17 protein-coding genes are annotated in these 17,531 nt (G+C 70.9%); all 17 read right to left on the bottom strand.

The window, feature by feature from the left end; translation table 11 throughout:
* Nucleotides 1-25: 25 nt before the first annotated feature.
* Nucleotides 26-952 (bottom strand): guanylate kinase, encoded by a 927-nt coding sequence (gene gmk, locus LLS1_RS09905; protein WP_226655148.1) that lies wholly within the window; start codon nucleotides 950-952, stop codon nucleotides 26-28.
* The gene (pyrF, locus tag LLS1_RS09900; RefSeq protein WP_226655146.1) at nucleotides 945-1,817 is read right to left on the bottom strand and encodes an orotidine-5'-phosphate decarboxylase; all 873 of its coding nucleotides are present in this window, start codon (nucleotides 1,815-1,817) and stop codon (nucleotides 945-947) included. Before pyrF ends, gmk begins: the two co-directional genes overlap by 8 nt.
* Nucleotides 1,814-5,092, bottom strand: coding sequence for a carbamoyl-phosphate synthase large subunit (carB, locus tag LLS1_RS09895; protein WP_226655144.1), 3,279 nt, complete (start codon nucleotides 5,090-5,092; stop codon nucleotides 1,814-1,816). Before carB ends, pyrF begins: the two co-directional genes overlap by 4 nt.
* Nucleotides 5,092-6,270: a glutamine-hydrolyzing carbamoyl-phosphate synthase small subunit gene (gene carA, locus LLS1_RS09890; protein WP_223356763.1), complete on the bottom strand. Its 1,179-nt coding sequence runs from the start codon at nucleotides 6,268-6,270 to the stop codon at nucleotides 5,092-5,094. The genes carB and carA overlap by 1 nt, the downstream gene beginning before the upstream one ends.
* Nucleotide 6,271: 1 nt before the next feature.
* Entirely contained in the window at nucleotides 6,272-6,817 is a 546-nt protein-coding gene (locus tag LLS1_RS09885) for a hypothetical protein (RefSeq protein WP_226655136.1), read from the bottom strand.
* Nucleotides 6,810-8,132 (bottom strand): dihydroorotase, encoded by a 1,323-nt coding sequence (locus LLS1_RS09880; RefSeq protein ID WP_226655134.1) that lies wholly within the window; start codon nucleotides 8,130-8,132, stop codon nucleotides 6,810-6,812. Before LLS1_RS09880 ends, LLS1_RS09885 begins: the two co-directional genes overlap by 8 nt.
* A 7-nt stretch (nucleotides 8,133-8,139) precedes the next feature.
* Nucleotides 8,140-9,090 (bottom strand): aspartate carbamoyltransferase catalytic subunit, encoded by a 951-nt coding sequence (locus LLS1_RS09875; RefSeq protein ID WP_226655132.1) that lies wholly within the window; start codon nucleotides 9,088-9,090, stop codon nucleotides 8,140-8,142.
* Nucleotides 9,087-9,668 (bottom strand): bifunctional pyr operon transcriptional regulator/uracil phosphoribosyltransferase PyrR, encoded by a 582-nt coding sequence (pyrR, locus tag LLS1_RS09870; protein ID WP_223356773.1) that lies wholly within the window; start codon nucleotides 9,666-9,668, stop codon nucleotides 9,087-9,089. Before pyrR ends, LLS1_RS09875 begins: the two co-directional genes overlap by 4 nt.
* Nucleotides 9,669-9,746: 78 nt before the next feature.
* Complete coding sequence (locus tag LLS1_RS09865; protein ID WP_223356776.1) at nucleotides 9,747-10,454, bottom strand: thioredoxin domain-containing protein; 708 nt, start codon at nucleotides 10,452-10,454, stop codon at nucleotides 9,747-9,749.
* Between the two features lie 33 nt (nucleotides 10,455-10,487).
* A complete protein-coding gene (nusB, locus tag LLS1_RS09860) occupies nucleotides 10,488-10,907 on the bottom strand; it encodes a transcription antitermination factor NusB (protein ID WP_223356779.1) in 420 nt (139 codons plus the stop codon).
* Nucleotides 10,907-11,470: an elongation factor P gene (efp, locus tag LLS1_RS09855; RefSeq protein WP_223356782.1), complete on the bottom strand. Its 564-nt coding sequence runs from the start codon at nucleotides 11,468-11,470 to the stop codon at nucleotides 10,907-10,909. Before efp ends, nusB begins: the two co-directional genes overlap by 1 nt.
* A 105-nt stretch (nucleotides 11,471-11,575) precedes the next feature.
* Nucleotides 11,576-12,013 (bottom strand): type II 3-dehydroquinate dehydratase, encoded by a 438-nt coding sequence (locus LLS1_RS09850; RefSeq protein WP_226655130.1) that lies wholly within the window; start codon nucleotides 12,011-12,013, stop codon nucleotides 11,576-11,578.
* Between the two features lie 54 nt (nucleotides 12,014-12,067).
* Entirely contained in the window at nucleotides 12,068-13,153 is a 1,086-nt protein-coding gene (gene aroB, locus LLS1_RS09845) for a 3-dehydroquinate synthase (protein ID WP_226655128.1), read from the bottom strand.
* Nucleotides 13,150-13,647 carry a shikimate kinase gene (locus LLS1_RS09840; protein WP_226655127.1) on the bottom strand — a complete coding sequence of 166 codons (498 nt, stop codon included), beginning with the start codon at nucleotides 13,645-13,647 and terminating at the stop codon, nucleotides 13,150-13,152. Before LLS1_RS09840 ends, aroB begins: the two co-directional genes overlap by 4 nt.
* A 5-nt stretch (nucleotides 13,648-13,652) precedes the next feature.
* Nucleotides 13,653-14,861, bottom strand: coding sequence for a chorismate synthase (aroC, locus tag LLS1_RS09835; RefSeq protein ID WP_226655125.1), 1,209 nt, complete (start codon nucleotides 14,859-14,861; stop codon nucleotides 13,653-13,655).
* Nucleotides 14,862-14,911: 50 nt separating this feature from the next.
* A complete protein-coding gene (locus tag LLS1_RS09830; RefSeq protein WP_226655123.1) occupies nucleotides 14,912-16,129 on the bottom strand; it encodes a shikimate dehydrogenase in 1,218 nt (405 codons plus the stop codon).
* Nucleotides 16,122-17,501, bottom strand: a complete 1,380-nt coding sequence (gene mltG / locus LLS1_RS09825) for an endolytic transglycosylase MltG (protein ID WP_226655121.1) — start codon at nucleotides 17,499-17,501, stop codon at nucleotides 16,122-16,124. The genes LLS1_RS09830 and mltG overlap by 8 nt, the downstream gene beginning before the upstream one ends.
* Between the last annotated feature and the right edge of the window lie 30 nt (nucleotides 17,502-17,531).

Genomic DNA, 17,531 nt, shown 5'->3' with positions numbered 1-17,531 from the left:
CCGGTTCCGGCGCGACGAGAGCGGTCTACGGACGCGACGGCGCCGCGCGGACCTTCATCAAGTCTACGACCTCGCGGGCGGCCTCGGCGACGTCGTGGTTCACGACGCGGTGATCGAACTCGTCCTGGGCCGCCAACTCGACCTTCGCGGTCTCCAGCCGGCGGGCCTGCTCGGCGGAGTCCTCGGTGCCGCGGCCGATGAGGCGGCGGACCAGCTCCTCCCACGTCGGCGGCAGCAGGAAGATGAGCCGGGCCTCCGGCATGCTCTCCCGCACGCTGCGCGCACCCTGCAGGTCGATCTCGAGCAGAACGCTGCGCCCCGCGTCGAGCGCCTTCTCGATCGGCGCGCGCGGCGTGCCGTAGCGGTACGCGTTGTGCACGGTCGCGTGCTCGAGCAGCTCGCCCTCCGCGATCATGCGGTCGAACTCGGCATCGTCCACGAAGTAATAGTTGACACCGTCGACCTCGCCCGGGCGCGGAGCGCGCGTGGTCGCCGAGACCGAGAGCAGCACGTCCGGGTAGTTCTTACGGATGTACGTGGAGACCGTGCCCTTGCCGACGGCCGTCGGCCCGGCGAGCACGACAAGCTGATTGCGCTGGCGGCCGGCCTTGTTCTCCCGGTCGATGAGGAAGTCGCGCAGGCGCAGCCGCTGGTGGCGGCCCAGGCCGCCCAGCCGCTTCGCGGGCGAGATGCCCAGCGTCGTCAGCGCTTCCTGCATCTTGGTGGTCCCGATCGCTGGGATGCTCAGCAGGAACTCGGTGACGCGCAACCGCCCCTCCACGCCGTCCGGTTGGGCGGTGGCGTGGTCGAGCACGGTGAGCGGCGACACGTCGCGGGAGGCGATGGACTTCTTCACGGCGGCACGAGCCCGGCGCGCCGCGACAGCGGCCCGGGAGGCGGCGCGACGGTCGACCTCCGGCGGGGCGGGGCGGCGGGAGACGGGCTCAGCCATGGCTGGCGCGCACCTCCTCGGCGCGGCGCGCGATCGCGTCCGCGAGGCCGTCGCGGCCGGCACCGAGCAGGCCGCGGGACTCGCTCACGATCACGCCCGGCGCGAGGCTTCCGAACAGGCGCGGGGCGTCCTCGACGCGCGCGCCCTGGTGGCCGAAGCCGGGAGCGAGCACGGGGAAGGCCGGCGAGAACACCGGACCGCGGGTGTCGATGCCGTAGGCCGTCAGGTCGACGGTCGCGCCGAGCACCAGGCCGACGGTGCCGAACGGATGCGGGGCCTGCTCGAGGTTGAACGCGTGCACGCCTTCGATGATCGCACGGGCGACGGTGGCTCCGGCATGGGGACCGGACGCGACGACGGCCTGCTGGATCGCGGCGGCCTCCGGATTGGAGGTCGCGGCGAGCACGAACAGGCCCTTGCCGTGCTCCTCGGCGAGGCGCATCGGCTCGGCGATCGAGCCGACGCCCTGGAACGCCGACACGGTCAGCGCATCCGCTTCGAGCGACGCGCCCGGCGTCAGCCACGACTCGGCGTAGGCCGTCACGCTCGTCCCGATGTCGCCGCGCTTGGCGTCGGCGATCACCAGAAGGCCCGCGGCACGCGCCGCTCCGATCACCTCCTCCAGTGCGGCGTATCCCGCGGAGCCGTAGCGCTCGAAGAACGCCACCTGCGGCTTGACCAGGCCGGCCCGGCCCGCCGCCGCCGCGACGGCGTGCAGGCCGAACTCCCGGGCCCCCGCCGCCGAAGCGGGCAGGCCCCACTCCGCCAGCAGATGCTCGTGAGGGTCGATGCCGACGCACAGCCGGCCGCGTTCGGCGAACGCCTCCGCGAGACGGTCGCCGAACGCCGTGCCGACTGCCGTCATGCGCGCGCGGCGCGCTGCAGCGCGTACTCCTGGAGCGACGTGACGTCGAAGCCCTCGCGCACCGCGTCGAGCGAGGCGACGGCCGCACTCAACTCGGCGATGGTCGTGAAGAGGGGCTTGTCCCCGGCCACCGCGGCGGCGCGGATCTCGTATCCGTCGGCGCGCGTGGTGCCGCCGCTCGGGGTGTTGATCACCACATCCACCGCGTTGCGGGTGATGAGGTCCACGATGGAGTCGTCCGGCGATTCGCTGTACTTACGCACCACACGCGCCTCGATGCCGTTGCGGTTCAGCACCTCGGCGGTGCCCTCCGTCGCCAGGATCTCGTAGCCCAGCTGCCGCAGACGCAGCACCGGCAGCACGATCGCGCGCTTGTCGCGGTCGGAGACCGAGACGAAGACCGTGCCGGTCAGCGGCATGCCGCCGTAGGCAGCGGACTGGCTCTTCGCGAACGCCGTCGGGAAGTCCTTGTCGATGCCCATGACCTCACCGGTCGAGCGCATCTCCGGGCCGAGCACGGAGTCCACGATCTTGCCGTCGCGGGTGCGGAACCGCTTGAACGGGAGAACCGCCTCCTTGACCGCCACCGGCGAGTCCATCGGGATGACCGATCCGTCGGCCTCCGGGAGCAGGCCCTCCTCGATGAGGCCGGCGACCGTCTCGCCCACCATGATGCGGGAGGCCGCCTTCGCCAGTGGGATGCCGAGCGCCTTCGAGACGAACGGGACCGTGCGCGACGCACGCGGGTTGGCCTCCAGCACGTAGAGGACGCCGGCGCCGATCGCGAACTGCACGTTCAGCAGCCCGCGGACGCCGATGCCCTCGGCGATCTTGCGCGTCGCCTCGCGCACCCGGTCGATCTCGCGCCGTCCGAGCGTGATCGGCGGGAGGGTGCAGCTCGAGTCGCCGGAGTGGACGCCGGCCTCCTCGATGTGCTCCATGACCCCGCCGATGTAGAGCTGCTCGCCGTCGAAGAGGGCATCGACGTCGATCTCGATGGCGTCGTCGAGGAACCGGTCCACCAGGAGCGGGTGCGCCGGGCCGACGATGCCCTGGCCCGCGACGCGCTCGAAGTAGTCGGCGAGGGACGGGGTGTCGTAGACGATCTCCATGCCGCGCCCGCCGAGCACGAAGCTCGGGCGCACGAGCACCGGGTAGCCGATCGTCTCCGCCGCATGCGCGGCGCTCGGGAAGTCGACCGCGGTGCCGTTGCGCGGCGCCAGGAGACCCGCGTTCTCGAGGATCTCGGCGAACAGGCCGCGCTCCTCCGCCAGGTCGATCGCCTCCGGGGTCGTGCCCAGGATGGGGACGCCCGCGGCCTCCAGCCCCTTGGCGAGGCCCAGGGCCGTCTGCCCGCCGAGCTGCACGACGACGCCGACGAGCTCGCCGGACTGCGACTCGGCGTGGATGACCTCGAGCACGTCCTCCAGCGTGAGCGGCTCGAAGTAGAGGCGGTCGCTGGTGTCGTAGTCGGTCGAGACCGTCTCGGGGTTGCAGTTGATCATGATCGTCTCGAACCCGGCGTCGTGCAGCGCGAACGATGCGTGCACACAGGAGTAGTCGAACTCGACGCCCTGTCCGATGCGGTTCGGGCCGGAGCCCAGGATGACGACCTTGCGCTTCTCGCTCGGGGCGACCTCGGTCTCCAGGTCGTAGCTGGAGTAGTGGTACGGGGTCAGTGCCGGGAACTCGCCCGCGCAGGTGTCGACCGTCTTGTAGACCGGGCGCACGCCGAGAATGTGCCGCACCTCCCGCACATCGGCTTCGCCGAAGCCGCGGAGCTCGCCGATCTGTGCGTCCGAGAAGCCGTGGTCCTTGGCGTAGCGCAGCGTGTCGGTGTCGAGGGTGTCGGCGTCGCGGATCTGCTCCGCGACCTCGTTGACGAGCACGATCTGGTCGATGAACCACGGGTCGATCTTGGTGGACTCGAAGACCTGCTCCGGCGTCGCGCCCAGGCGCAGGGCCTGCTGCACGTCGACGATCCGGCCGTCCGTGGGCGTGCGGATGGACTCGAGGAGCTCCTCGACGGTGCGCGTCTGCGGACCCCAGTGGAAGGACGAGCCGCGCTTCTCGAGCGAGCGGAGTGCCTTCTGCAGTGCCGACGAGAAGCTGCGGCCGATGGCCATCGCCTCGCCGACCGACTTCATGGTCGTCGTGAGCGTCGGGTCGGCGGCCGGGAACTTCTCGAACGCGAAGCGCGGGACCTTGACGACGACGTAGTCGAGCGTCGGCTCGAAGCTCGCCGGGGTGACGCGGGTGATGTCGTTCGGGATCTCGTCGAGGCGGTAGCCGATGGCCAGCTTGGCGGCGATCTTCGCGATCGGGAAGCCGGTCGCCTTCGACGCGAGCGCCGACGAGCGGGAGACGCGCGGGTTCATCTCGATGACGATGATGCGCCCGTTCTCGGGGTTGACGGCGAACTGGATGTTGCAGCCGCCGGTGTCGACGCCGACCGCGCGGATGATGTCGATGCCGATGTCGCGCAGCTTCTGGTACTCGCGGTCGGTCAAGGTGAGCGCCGGCGCGACCGTGATCGAGTCGCCCGTGTGGACGCCGACCGGGTCGACGTTCTCGATGGAGCAGACGACGACGGTGTTGTCGGACGTGTCGCGCATGAGCTCGAGCTCGTACTCCTTCCAGCCGAGGATGGACTCCTCGAGGAGCACCTCGCTGGTCGGGCTCTGGTGGATCCCGTCGCCGACGATGCGGCGCAGTTCCTCCGGCGTGTAGGCGAAGCCGGAGCCGAGGCCGCCCATGGTGAACGACGGGCGGACGACGAGCGGGTAGCCGAGGTCCTCGGCGAACTCGAGGGCCTCCTCGACGGTGTGCGCGATGTGCGAGCGCGCGACCTCGGCGCCGGCCTCGATGACCAGCTCCTTGAAGATCTGGCGGTCCTCGCCCTTCTGGATCGCCTCGAACTTCGCGCCGATGAGCTCGACGCCGTACTTCTCGAGGATCCCGTGCTCATGCAGCTGCATGGCCGCGTTGAGCGCGGTCTGGCCGCCGAGGGTCGGCAGGATGGCGTCCGGCTTCTCCTTGGCGATGATGGTCTCGATGACCTGCCAGGTGATCGGCTCCACATAGGTGGCGTCGGCGAAGTCCGGGTCCGTCATGATGGTGGCCGGGTTGGAGTTCACCAGGATGACGCGCACGCCCTCCTGCTTGAGCACGCGGCACGCCTGGGTGCCGGAGTAGTCGAACTCGCAGGCCTGGCCGATGACGATCGGACCGGATCCGATGACCAGGACGGATGAGATGTCGGTGCGCTTGGGCATCAGGCGCCGGCCTCCTTGGTGGGCTCAGCGTCGGCGGTCTCGCGACCGGTGATCATGCTGAGGAAGCGGTCGAAGAGGTAGTTGGCGTCGTGCGGTCCTGCCGCCGCCTCCGGGTGGTACTGCACGCTGAAGGCCTGCAGGTCGAGGCAGTTGAGGCCCTCGACGACGTTGTCGTTCAGGCTGAAGTGACTCACCTCGACACGACCGAAGCCGGCCGGCGAGTCGAACGTCGCGTCGAGGGGCGCCTGCACGGCGAAGCCGTGGTTCTGAGCCGTGATCTCGACCCGTCCGGTGCGCTTGTCGAGCACCGGCTGGTTGATGCCGCGGTGACCGAACGGGAGCTTGTAGGTCGAGAGTCCGAGCGCCCGCCCGAGCAGCTGGTTGCCGAAGCAGATGCCGAAGTACGGCAGCCCGGCCCGCAGCGTGTCCTGGAGGAGCGCCACGTGGCGGTCGGAGGCCTGCGGGTCGCCCGGTCCGTTCGAGAAGAACAGGGCGGAGACGCCGAGGTCGAGCACATCCTGCGCGGACACCTGCTGCGGGAGCACGTGCACGTCCAGTCCCCGGCCGGCCAGGTTCTCCAGCGTGGACTTCTTGACGCCGAGATCGAGCACCGCGACCGAGCCGACCTTCTCGCCGACGGCCGGGAGCGTGTACGGCTCCACGGTCGAGACCTCGGCGGACAGGTTGCGGCCGCTCATCGCCGCGCCGCTGCGGACCAGGTCGAGCTGCTCGCCGTCGGAGAGGTCGAAGTCCTCGCCGGAGAAGACGCCCGCGCGCATGGCGCCCGCCGAGCGGATGTGTCGGGTGACGGCACGGGTGTCGATCCCGCTGATGCCCACCACGCCCTGGGCCACCAGGTCGTCGTCGAGGCTCCGCTGCGCGCGGAAGTTCGACACGATGCGGCTGGGCTCGCGGACCACGTAGCCGGCGACCCAGATCTGCCGCGACTCCATGTCCTCGTCGTTGGTGCCGGTGTTTCCGATGTGCGGGGCCGTCATGAGGACGATCTGCCCGGCGTAGGACGGGTCGGTCAACGTCTCCTGGTATCCGGTCATGCCGGTCGAGAACACCGCTTCGCCGAGCGTCCGCCCGGTCGCGCCGTAGGCCCGGCCCACATAGCGCTTCCCGTCTTCGAGAACGAGCACTGCCCGTCCGGCTGTCACGTCACCTGCAGTCACGTCACACCTCCTGATCTTCCGGGCCGTTTCCGCCCGTCGTGCTCCCCGTCGGCGTCGCGCCGGGGAGGATGTCTTCGATGGCCGCTGTCACCGTGTCGCGGCCGGCCGGGTCGACGACCCGGAAGTAGCTGTCGGCGGGGATCCCGCCGCTGGTCGTCCATCCGAACCGGAGCAGGCCGTCCCGCTCCACCACCCGGTCGATGGTGAAGGTGGCCGCGCCGACGCCGGTGAGCGTCGAGGCCGGCACGAAGACGGGCTGCTCGCCCGCGACCCGGATCGCGACCCCCTCGGGCGAGACGCTCAGGGTCCCCTTCCCGCGGTAGGCCAGACCCGGGAGGGCGAGCCGCTCGAGCTGCTCCCCCGCCTTGGTGGTCGCGACGTAGAGCACATCGGCCGCGGCGGTCGGCGCACCGAGCTGGGCGGGGACCGGATGGCCGCCGCCCGCAGACGCGTCGCGCCGCACCCGTCGTCGCCAGCCCCAGAGCGCGAGCAGCAGGACGACGACCAGGACGAGCGCGACGCCCACGGTGGGAAGGAGCTTATCCACGGGTGGCCTCCAGATCGACTACGGTGCCGTCGAGCACGGTCGCATAGCCCCGGTGGAACGTCGCGACGACGCGGCCGGGGAGGGTCATCGACAGGTACGGCGAGTTGACGCCCTTGCCTGCGAGGTCGCCGGTCGCGAACGAGCGCGACGCGGCCGGGTCGTAGAGGAACAGCTCGGCGGGGGCGCCGGCCTCGATCGGGGTGCCGTGCCCCGCGAGCCGGCCGATGCGCGCCGGGACGCTCGAGAGCACCCGGGCGACGTCCGCCCAGCCGAGGAGTCCGTTGTCGACCACCGAGGCGTGGACGACCGAGAGCGCGGACTCCAGGCCGACCATGCCGAACGCGGCGGCGTCCCACTCGCAATCCTTCGACTCGACGGGGTGCGGCGCGTGGTCGGTGGCGACGATGTCGATGGTGCCGTCCGCGAGGCCCGCGCGGAGCGCCTCCACGTCCTCGGCGCGACGCAGCGGCGGGTTGACCTTGTAGCGCGCGTCATAGCCCGACGCGAGCTCCTCGGTCAGCAGGAGGTGGTGCGGCGTGACCTCGGCCGTGACGTCGATGCCGCGCGCCTTCGCCCAGCGGATCACGTCGACGGAGCCCGCGGTCGAGACGTGGCACACGTGCAGCCGCGAGCCGACGTGCTCGGCCAGGAGCACGTCGCGGGCGATGATCGACTCCTCGGCGACGGCGGGCCAGCCCGCCAGCCCGAGCTCGCCGGACAGGGCGCCCTCGTTCATCTGCGCGCCCACGGTGAGTCGGGGCTCCTGCGCGTGCTGCGCGATCACGCCGTCGAACGCCTTGACGTACTCCAGCGCACGCCGCATCAGGAGCGGGTCGGAGACGCACTTGCCGTCGTCGGAGAAGACACGGACCCGGGCGCGCGAGTCGGCCATCGCGCCGAGCTCGGCGAGACGCTCCCCCTCCAGGCCGACGGTCACCGCGCCGATCGGGCGGACCGTGGCGTAGCCGGCGGCCTCCCCGAGGCTCAGCACCTGCTCCACGACGCCGGCGGTGTCGGCGACGGGTGACGTGTTCGCCATCGCGAACACCGCCGTGAAGCCTCCCGCGGCCGCGGCACGCGTGCCGGTCAGCACCGTCTCGCTCTGCTCGTAGCCCGGCTCGCGCAGGTGGGTGTGCAGATCCACGAGGCCCGGCAGCGCCAGGAGCCCGTCGGCGTCGATCCGCGACGCCCCCGCGGCGGAGAGCCCGGAGCCCACCTCCGCGATGCGGCCGTGGTCGATCAGGAGGTCGGCACGCGTGCCGTCGGCGAGCGTCGCGCCCGCGATCACATACTTCTCGGCCAGTTTCTCGTCCATCGTCGTCTTATGCCTCACGCTCGCCACCGGACAGCAGGAGGTAGAGAGCCGCCATCCGAACGGACACGCCGTTCGCCACCTGCTCCCGTACCGTGGAGCGGGGCGAGTCCGCCGCTGCGGCGGAGATCTCCAGCCCGCGGTTCATCGGGCCCGGGTGCATCACAATGCTATCGGTGCCGAGCCGCCCGAGCCGCTCATCGTCCAGCCCCCAGCGCCGCGTGTACTCGCGCGGGTTGGGGAAGAACGCCGCGTTCATGCGCTCGCCCTGGATGCGCAGCATCATCACGACGTCCGGATCCGCATCGATCGCGGCGTCCAGGTCGTAGCCGATCGCGGCCGGCCAGCCGGACACGTCGACGGGCAGCAGGGTCGGCGGCGCGATCAAGGTCACCTGGGCTCCGAGCGTGCGCAGCAGCCAGACGTTGGACCGCGCGACGCGCGAGTGCAGGATGTCGCCGACGATCGTCACGGTCACGCCGTCGAGGTCGCGCCCGCGCGACGCCGCGCCGTGCAGCCTCCTGCGCATCGTGAACGCGTCCAGCAGGGCCTGCGTCGGGTGCTCGTGGGTGCCGTCCCCGGCGTTCACGATCCCCGCGTCGATCCAGCCGCTGGTCGCGAGGGTCTGCGGCGCGCCCGACGAGCCGTGTCGCACCACCACCGCATCCGCGCCCATCGCCGCGAGGGTCTGCGCGGTGTCCTTCAGGCTCTCGCCCTTGGAGACGCTGGAGCCCTTCGCGGAGAAGTTGATGACGTCCGCGGAGAGACGTTTCGCCGCCGCCTCAAACGAGATGCGCGTGCGGGTGGAGTCCTCGAAGAAGAGGTTGACCACGGTCTTGCCGCGGAGGGTCGGGAGCTTCTTGACCTCCCGCTCCTGGACGTCCGCCATGTCCTCGGCCACATCGAGAAGCCGGATGGCATCCTCGCGAGGGAGGCTCTTGGTCGACAGCAGGTGCCTCATGCGCCGGCCTCCGCACCCGCGCCGGCATCGGCGTCCGGCGACTCGATCGTCACCGACTCCTCGCCGTCGACCCCCGACAGGCGCACGAAGATGCGCTCCGAGGAGGCGGACGGGAGGTTCTTGCCGACGTAGTCCGCGCGGATCGGCAACTCGCGGTGGCCCCGGTCGACGAGCACGGCGAGCCGCACGGCGCGTGGCCGTCCGAGGTCATTGAGCGCGTCGAGCGCGGCGCGGATCGTGCGCCCCGAGAACAACACGTCGTCCACGAGCACGACGGTCTTGCCGTCGATCGGGCCGGGCAGCGACGTGGGCTGCGGCGTGCGGATCGGGTTGCGGGCGAGGTCGTCGCGGTACATCGTCACGTCGAGGGCGCCGACGATGTCGGCGGGCGACGCCACGGACTGCGGCTCGATGCGCTGGATGGTCTCGGCGATCCGCCGGGCCAGTTCGACGCCGCGCGTCGGGATGCCCAGGATCACCAGGTCGTTCGTTCCCCGGTTCGACTCGAGGATCTCGTGGGAGATCCGGGTCAGCGCCCGGGCGATGTCAGCCTGCTGCAGCACGGTGCGCGCTGTCATGCCGACCTCCTTCCCCGCCTCACAGGACGGCTCTTAAAGGATGTCTGTCGAGAGCCGAGCATAGCAGCCCGGCCCGGGTCACTTGTCGTTCAGGAAGGTGCGGAACGCGTCGGTGTCGCTGATGCTGCCGGTGAACTGCTTCCCATCGACGAGCACCGTCGGGGTCCCCTCGATCTTGTCGAGCACCTTCTTCCCGTCCACCTCGATCGGCCCGGTCTGCGAATGCGCGGTGTTGGCCTGCGCCCACGCCTGGTACGGGCCACTGCGATCGAGACAGCCGGAGATGTCGGCGATGCCGAGATCCGTCGCCCGCTTGGCGAGCTCCTTGTCGGTCAGGCCGTCGGAGTTCTCCTCCGGCTGGTCGGTGAAGAGCGCCTGATAGTACTCGAGCACGTGCGACGGGTCGTGGACGCCGACGCAGGTCAGCGCCGCGGCCGCGCGCGTCGAGTACCCGGTGCCGTTCGACAGGCGGTCGAGGAATGTCAGCGGGTGCAGCCGCAGCGTGATCGAACCGTCCTTGACGGCCGCGTCGAGCGTGTCGCCGTTGGCCTTCTCGAACGCACCGCACACCGGGCACATCGCGTCGAACCAGATGTCGACCTTCTTCGATCCGGTGCCGGCCGAGATGTAGCGCCCGTCGAAATTGACGGCGCCGTCGACGCCCGTCGGCGGCGTGTCCGTCGCGACCGGCGCCGAGGTGTCGGCGAACATCGAGCAGGCCGAAGCGCCGAGCGCGAGGGCTGCGGCGACAACGGTGGCGGCGAGGATGCGGCGGGTGCGCTTCACGTCGTCCCTTCGGTTGGTGGATCTGAGCGGTGCCTAGGCGGTCTTGTTGCTCTGGGCGATCTTGGCGAGCAGCCCGTTCACGAACCCGGCGGAGTCGTCGGTCGAGAGCACGGTGGCGGCCTCCACCGCCTCCGAGATCGCGACGCCCTCCGGGATCGTGTCGTTGAAGAGCAGCTCCCACACGCCGATACGGAGGATGGCGCGGTCGACGGCGGGCATGCGGGCGAGGGTCCAGCCCTGCGCGTACGTCTCGATCTGCTCGTCGATCTCGTCCTGGTGGTCGACGACGCCGTCCACGATCTCGCGCGCGTACAGCCAGGAGGCCTCACGGGCAGGCTCGTTCGCGGCGCGCTCCGCCTCCGTGGCGAGGGCCTGGCGGAGCGGCGTCTGACGCAGGTCGGCGCTGTAGAGCAGGTCGAGGGCGCGCTTGCGTGCCTTGGTCCGGGCGCTCACTAGTCGTTGACGCGGCCGAGGTAGTCGCCCGTGCGGGTGTCGACCTTGACCTTGGTTCCGGTCTCGAGGAAGAGCGGGACCTGGATCTGGTAGCCGGTCTCGACGGTGGCGGGCTTGGTGCCGCCCGTCGAACGGTCGCCCTGCAGGCCGGGCTCGGTGTAGGTGATCTCGAGGACGACGGAGGCGGGCAGCTCGACGTAGAGCGGCGATCCCTCGTGCAGCGCGACGGTCACGTTCTGGTTCTCGAGCATGAAGTTGGCGGCGTCGCCGACGATCGGGCCCGGAATGGTGATCTGGTCGTAGTCGCTGGTGTCCATGAAGACGAAGTCGGCGCCGTCCTGGTACAGATACTGGTAGTCGCGGCGGTCGACGTTGGTGATGTCGATCTTGGCGCCGGCGTTGTACGTGCGGTCGACCGTCTTGCCGGTCGTGACGTTCTTGAGCTTCGTGCGGACGAACGCGCCACCCTTGCCCGGCTTCACGTGCTGGAACTCGATCACGCTCCAGAGCTGTCCGTCGATGTTGAGGACGATGCCGTTCTTGATGTCAGCGGTCGATGCCATGCGCGAGATCCATTCAGTTTGCGAAAGAGTTCCGGGTGGGATCCGCGGGCGTCAGCGGTCCACATCGCCGCGCGCGATGCGGCGGCCCGCAGAAGATTCTAGACGTCAGAGGGCGTTTCGGCGAATGTACGCCAGCGCGAGGCGGTACGACTCGAAGCCGAATCCGGCGATCACGCCGGTCGCGACGGCCGAGATCACGCTCGTGTGGCGGAACTCCTCGCGCGCGTGCGGGTTCGACAGATGCACCTCGACCACGGTGCCGCCCGCCTTTGTCACCAGCGACACCGCGTCGCGCAGGGCGAACGAGTAGTGGGTCCAGGCCCCGGCGTTCAGGATGACCGGTGCGCCCGTGTCCGCCGCCTCGTGCAGCCAGCCGAGCAGGTCGCCCTCCGCGTCGGTCTGGCGGAGGTCGATCGTCGTCTCCGGCGCGTCGTCGCGCAGCACGCGCGCCAGGTCGTCGAGGGTGCCGGACCCGTAGACGTCGGGCTCGCGGGTGCCGAGGCGGCCGAGATTGGGGCCGTTCAAGACGAGGACACTGCTCATGCGGCTCACCCTACCGGGGCTCGGCGGCGGTCGACGGACGGACGCGCGCCGTCATCAGGAGGCGATCTCCTGGTAGGCCGCGAACAGCAGGCTCTGGTCGGGGCCCGCGAGCACCGTCGGGCGGCCGATGTCGTCGAGCACGATGAACCGGAGCAGGCTCCCGCGCGCCTTCTTGTCGCGCTGCATGGTGGCGAGCAGGGTCTGCCACCGGCCGAGCGGGTAGGTCGTCGGCAGCGTGAGGGACTCGAGGATGCGGCGGTGGCGGTCCACCGCCTCGTCGGAGAGCCGCCCGCTCAGGCGTCCGAGTTCCGCTGCGTAGACCATGCCGACGGCGACCGCGGCGCCATGACGCCACTGGTAGCGCTCGGCGTGCTCGATCGCGTGCCCGAGCGTGTGGCCGTAGTTGAGGATCTCGCGCAGCCCCTGCTCGGTGAAGTCCTCCCCCACCACCCGTGCCTTGATGCCGATCGACAGCTCGACCAGCCGGCGGAACTCCGGCGACCGCGGATCCGTGGCCACGTCGACATCGCGCTCGATGATGTCCAGGATGTCCGGCTCGGCGATGAAGCCGTACTTCACGACCTCCCCGAAGCCCGCGAGGATCTCGTTGCGCCCGAGCGAGGTGAGCGTGTCGAGGTCGCACACGACGGCCGCGGGCGCATAGAACGCGCCGACCAGGTTCTTGCCCTCCGCGGTGTTGATGCCGGTCTTGCCGCCGACCGCCGCGTCCACCATTCCGAGCAGCGTCGTCGGCACCTGCACGAGCTTCACGCCGCGCAGCCAGGTCGCCGCGGCGAAGCCGGCGAGGTCGGTGACCGCGCCGCCGCCGAAGCCCACCACCGCGTCCGAGCGCGTGAAGTCGGCCTGGCCCATGATCTGCCAGAGGAACGAGGCGACCTCGACGCGCTTGGCGGCCTCGGCGTCGGGCACCTCCGCGAGGAGCACTTCGTACCGGCCGAGCAACGACTCGCGCAGCTCCGCGGCGGCAGCGCCCAGCGTCGGCGGGTGCACGAGCAGCACCTTGTTGACGGAGGACCCGAGGTGGTCGGCCAGATCGAAGCGCAGACCACGGCCGACCACCACGGGGTACTGGTCCACCCCCGCGACGAGGATCTCGGTGGGGGCGTCGGCGTCGGTCATCGGTGTCCTTCCTCCTGCTCGACCCACTCGGCGATCTCTTCCACGATGGTGTCGATCGGGCGGGACGAGGTGTCCGCGGTGTAGTCCGCGAGCGATGCGTACAGTTCGGCGCGCTCGGCGACGAGGCGCTTCCACGACTCGATGTCGGTGATGAGCGGTCGCTTGCCTCCGGTGATCCGGTGCGCGATCGCCTCGGGCTGGACGGTGAGCAGCACCACGCGGCGCCCCGCGAGATCGGCGCGCGTCTCGAGATCGAGCACCGCGCCACCGCCCAGCGAGACGACGCCGCCCTCCGCGAGTGCGGAGACGACGGCAGCACGCTCGAGGGCGCGGAAATGGGATTCGCCGTGATCGGCGAAGATCTCGGAGATGGCGCCGTGCTCGGCGACCACGCGCGCGTCGGTGTCGACGAAGGCGAGGCCGAGCCGCTTGGCCAGGCGCTTGCCCAGCCGGGTCTTCCCCGCCGCCGGCGGGCCGATCAGGACGACCGTCACGGCACTCAGGCCGAGGGCGCGCCGACGCGCTCGGTCGCCAGGTTCGGGGGAATGGCGTCCAGGTAGCCGCGCAGGTTCCGAGCGGTCTCCGGGAGGGAGTCTCCTCCGAACTTCTCCAGGACCGAGTTCGCGAGCACGAGGGCGACCATCGCCTCCGCCACCACGCCGGCGGCGGGGACTGCGCAGACGTCGGACCGCTGGTGGTGCGCTGCGGCCTCCTCGCTGGTTGCGATGTCGACGGTGCGCAGAGCGTGCGGGACGGTCGCGATCGGCTTCATGCCCGCGCGAACGCGCAGGATGGTACCGGTGCTCATGCCGCCCTCGGTGCCGCCCGCCTTGTCGCTGGTCCGAGCGATGGCGCCGTCCTGGGCGACCAGCTCGTCATGCGCCTCCGATCCGCGGCGCGTCGTGGTCAGGAAGCCATCGCCGACCTCCACGCCCTTGATCGCCTGGATGCCCATGAGCGCGGCCGCCAGCTGCCCGTCGAGGCGACGGTCCCAGTGGACGTGCGAACCGAGGCCCGGCGGGACGCCGTAGGCGAGCACCTCGACGACGCCGCCGAGCGTGTCGCCGTCCTTGTGCGCGGCGTCGACCTCGGCGACCATCCGCGCGGAGGTAGCGGGGTCGAAGCAACGCAGCGGGTCGGCGTCCAGCGCATCGACATCGGCGGGCGTCGGGAGCGCGGAGCCCTCCGGCACGCGGACCGGTCCGATCGAGAGCGTGTGGCTGACGAGCGTGACCCCCAGCTCGGCCAGGAAGGACCGGGCGACGGCGCCGAGCGCGACGCGCGCGGCCGTCTCGCGGGCGCTCGCGCGCTCCAGCACGGGCCGCGCCTCGTCGAAGCCGTACTTCTGCATGCCGACGAGATCGGCGTGGCCGGGGCGCGGCCGGGTGAGGGCGGCGCCTCGGCCACCCGCGAGCTTCTCGGGCTCGACGGGCGCCGCGCTCATCACGTCGACCCACTTCGGCCACTCCGTGTTGCCGATGCGCAGCGCGATCGGGCTGCCGAGACTGGACCCGTGGCGGACACCGCCGGAGATCTCGAGCGCGTCCTGCTCGAACTTCATGCGCGCGCCTCGGCCGTAGCCGAGCTTGCGGCGGGCCAGATCGGCGCGGATGGCGTCGAGCGAGACCGGGACCCCGGCGGGGAGACCCTCCAGGACGGCGATGAGTTCGGGGCCGTGGGATTCCCCGGCCGTGAGCCAACGAAGCATGCTTCGATTCTGGCACAGCGGCCGAGGGCGTCCGCGCCCTGTGACGTCGCTCAGGCGTCGAGCGGGACGCCGGCCGCGTCGATCTCGACCGCGTCGAGCATGGCCGCGAGCACGGCCTCCTCATCGGCCAGCGGCTCGAGCGGATCCCCCGACACGAAGATACGCACCTGCAGGAGCGCCTGGTGGGCGAGCATCGACAGCCCGGACACGACGGTGCCGCCGACCTTCGCCCAGCTGCGCGCGAGGTCGCTCGGCCACGGCTCGTAGGCGACATCGAGCAGCACCGCGCGGCGCCGGGTCGAGTCGGTGTAGATCGCGTCGACCCTCGCCCCGCCCGGAAGCGTGCTGATGACGACCTCGGGGACGTCGAGCGACCGGTCCGCCTGAGGCAGCGAGCGGAGGCGGACCATGAGGCCGAGGTCGTGGGCGAGAGGCTCGAGCCACACGCTGCGGGTCAGGTCGCGCACGTGCACGTCCACCCGCTCGGCGCCGAGCTCGGCCGCGGCCACCAGCGCGGACGCCGCGGTCGCTCCCCCGCCCAGGATGTGCACGTACCGGGCCTCCGTCACGCCCGCTCCCGCGAGCGCACGGACGATCCCGGCCACGTCGGTGTTGAAACCGCGTACCGCTTCGCCGTCGAAGAGGACGGTGTTGGCCGCACCGGTCTGCTCCGCGACCCGGTCGACCTCTGTGAGCAGCGGGAGGACGGCCTTCTTCAGCGGCATCGTCAGCGAAAGTCCGCGCCACTCCGAGCCGAGTCCGTCGATGAAGCCCGCCAACGACTCCTCGGTGACCTCGACCGGCTCGTAGGACCAGTCGAGCCCGAGCACGCCGTAGGCGGCCTTCTGCAGAGCGGGCGACTGGGAGTGCGCGATCGGCGATCCGAGCACGGCGAGCGACAGCCGGCCGGGCGTCGGTTCCACGGGCGGGCGCTTCACCGCGGCGACCTTCACCGGGGCGGGCTTCGCGGGTGCCGTGGCCGGCGGCGCGGGGATAGGGTCCTCGACGGCGCCAGGCTCCTCGGCGGCGCCGGGCTCGTCGTCGGCCGGCTTCCCGGCCTTGTCTTCCGGCTCCTCCCGCTCCTCCGCCTCCTCGGCGTCGGCGACGGCGGCCTCCTCGGCCTCCGCCGCGCGCTCCGCCTCCACCAGCTTCGCGATCGACGCCTCGGCGGCGGCCTCCGAGACGCCGTCCTCGATGGACGCGGCATCGGCTTGCGGGGTCGTTGCCTCCGTGTCGGTCTCGGGTGGAGTCGTACGGGCGTCACTCATAGCCGGGGTTGTCCTTCATCCATTGCTGCCACTTGGCCACCGCGGCCTCGTGCTCGGCCTCCGTTGTCGAGAAGATCGTCTCGCCGGTCTGCAGGTTCCAGGTCACGAAGAACATCCACGGCCCGTCGGCCGGGTGCACGACGGCGTCGATCGCCAGGTCGCCCGGGTTCGAGATCGGACCGACCGGGAGCCCCGGGTGCACGTAGGTGTTGTAGGGGTTGCTGGCGTCCGCCCGCTCGGCGTCGGTCGTCTCGACGCGGTGGGTGTTCCCGGTCCCGTACGCGACCGTCGCGTCGGACTGCAGGTCCCAGCCCTGCGCGATCCGGTTCAGGAAGACCCGGGCGACCTTGGGGTAGTCGTCCTTGAGGCCCGCCTCCCGCTGCACGATCGAGGCCAGGACGACGGTGTTCCATCGGTTCTCCGGCGTCACACCGGCGGCGTCGAGCGATTGGAACATCCGGTCGACCATGGTCTTGATCGCATCGTGCGCCGTCGTCCCCGGCGTGAACGTGTACGTCGCGGGGAAGAGGAAGCCCTCCAGCGTCTTCGCCTCGGCGGGCAGTCCGTAGTCGGCCGGGTTGGCCGCCGCCGCCTTCAGGTCGGCGAGGGGGATCTTCGTCGCGTCGGCGACGGTCTGGAGCACGTCGACCTCGGCCGTTCCCTCCGGGATGACGGCGGTGTTCTCGACGCGGTTCGCCGGGTCCTGCAAGGCGATCAGCGCCGCGTTGGCGCTCATCTGCTTCTTGAGCTTGAACGCGCCGGGCTGGAACTCGGGCTCCGGCTTCTGCCGCAGCAGGAGCGTGTAGAACGCGTCGTACGATTTGGTGACACCGGCCTTGTGGAGGTTCGTCGCGATGTCCGAGCCCGTGTCACCGGAGACGATGGTGAACATCACCTCGCCGGTGCCGTCGCCGGGATAGTCGTCGTCCTTCGGGGTGAGGGCGTTGACGAGCTGGGCGACCTGCGGCTGGAAGATCGCGTACGCCGCACCCGCCATGCCGCCGAGCACCGCGAGGATGACGACGATCACGATCAACGGTTTGACCCATCGGCGTTTGCGCTTCGGCTCGGCGTGCGAGAGGTAGTTCTGCTGTCGCCAGGCGAGCGGGGACTCGCCGGTCGGCGGGCCTCCGCCTCCGGCGGGCTCGTCCTCGAGGGCGCCGAAGAGGGCGCGGGCCGGGTGATCGGCCGAGAGGTCGTCCGCCCCGTGACGGACCGCTGCGCCGACGGGTTCCGGTTCGGGCTGCTCGACTCGCGCGATCGGGCCGGTGATCACGGCATCGAAATCGAGACGGTCAAGCGCCTCGCGCTGTTCGGCCGACGGGGACGACGCGGCGGGAGCGGCCACGTCGTCCTGCAGTCCGGGCTGCACGCTCTGATCCCCAGCGGCCTCCCGAGCGGC

Origin of the sequence: Leifsonia sp. LS1 (genome assembly GCF_020521355.1) — a bacterium.
In the GTDB taxonomy this organism is placed as follows: domain Bacteria; phylum Actinomycetota; class Actinomycetes; order Actinomycetales; family Microbacteriaceae; genus Leifsonia.
Note: the sequence above shows the minus strand (reverse complement) of the source record. Positions and strands in the feature narration are given on the sequence as shown.